1 protein-coding gene is annotated in these 544 nt (G+C 56.4%); it reads left to right on the plus strand.

What is annotated here, in order from left to right; all coding sequences use genetic code 11:
• Positions 1 to 205: 205 nt before the first annotated feature.
• A complete protein-coding gene (locus tag ACXJ7R_RS36035; protein ID WP_457155932.1) occupies positions 206 to 424 on the plus strand; it encodes a hypothetical protein in 219 nt (72 codons plus the stop codon).
• Positions 425 to 544 lie beyond the last annotated feature (120 nt).

A 544-nucleotide genomic window follows, 5' to 3' on the forward strand; every position in this document is an offset into this window, starting at 1 on the left:
CTAGGGGACTTCAGTCTTAGTTGAGCTATTGCTAATATGCGTTTAGCTTAGGCAATGCGGGGGGATCCCAAAAGACTGACCCGCAAGTGGCCTGTGCGGCTCGCTTCACCCAAGCATCCCATGCACCGGCCAATCCCCCCACACGGTAGGCACCAGGCTGCCAAACTGGCGCTCGGTAGCTCAAACAGGGAGCGCGGAGGCTCAAATGGCCGGCGATAAGCGCAGGCAGGATGCTATTCACGACCATCAGGTCGAATACTTCGCCTCGGAGAACGGTTTGGATGGGGACCTGGCTTGGGAGTTGATCCTAAAACACGGCAACAGCCGCAAAGCCGTGATTAAAGCTGCACAGGGTTTGAAAGGTGATGTCAGGCAACACGCGGCCGACCAGTCCTCACTTCCCGCTAGAGTCCGCGCCCGGTGACAAGGTGCGCGTCGACGCCGAAGGTGAAGCGCTAGGCTTTCTCATCGTTTCGCAAATTAACCTTGACCGAAGGAGGCAGTCATCTATCGCCAGCCATCACTTGCGTGGTTACTAATATAA

It is taken from the genome of Mesorhizobium sp. P5_C1 (assembly GCF_054049815.1).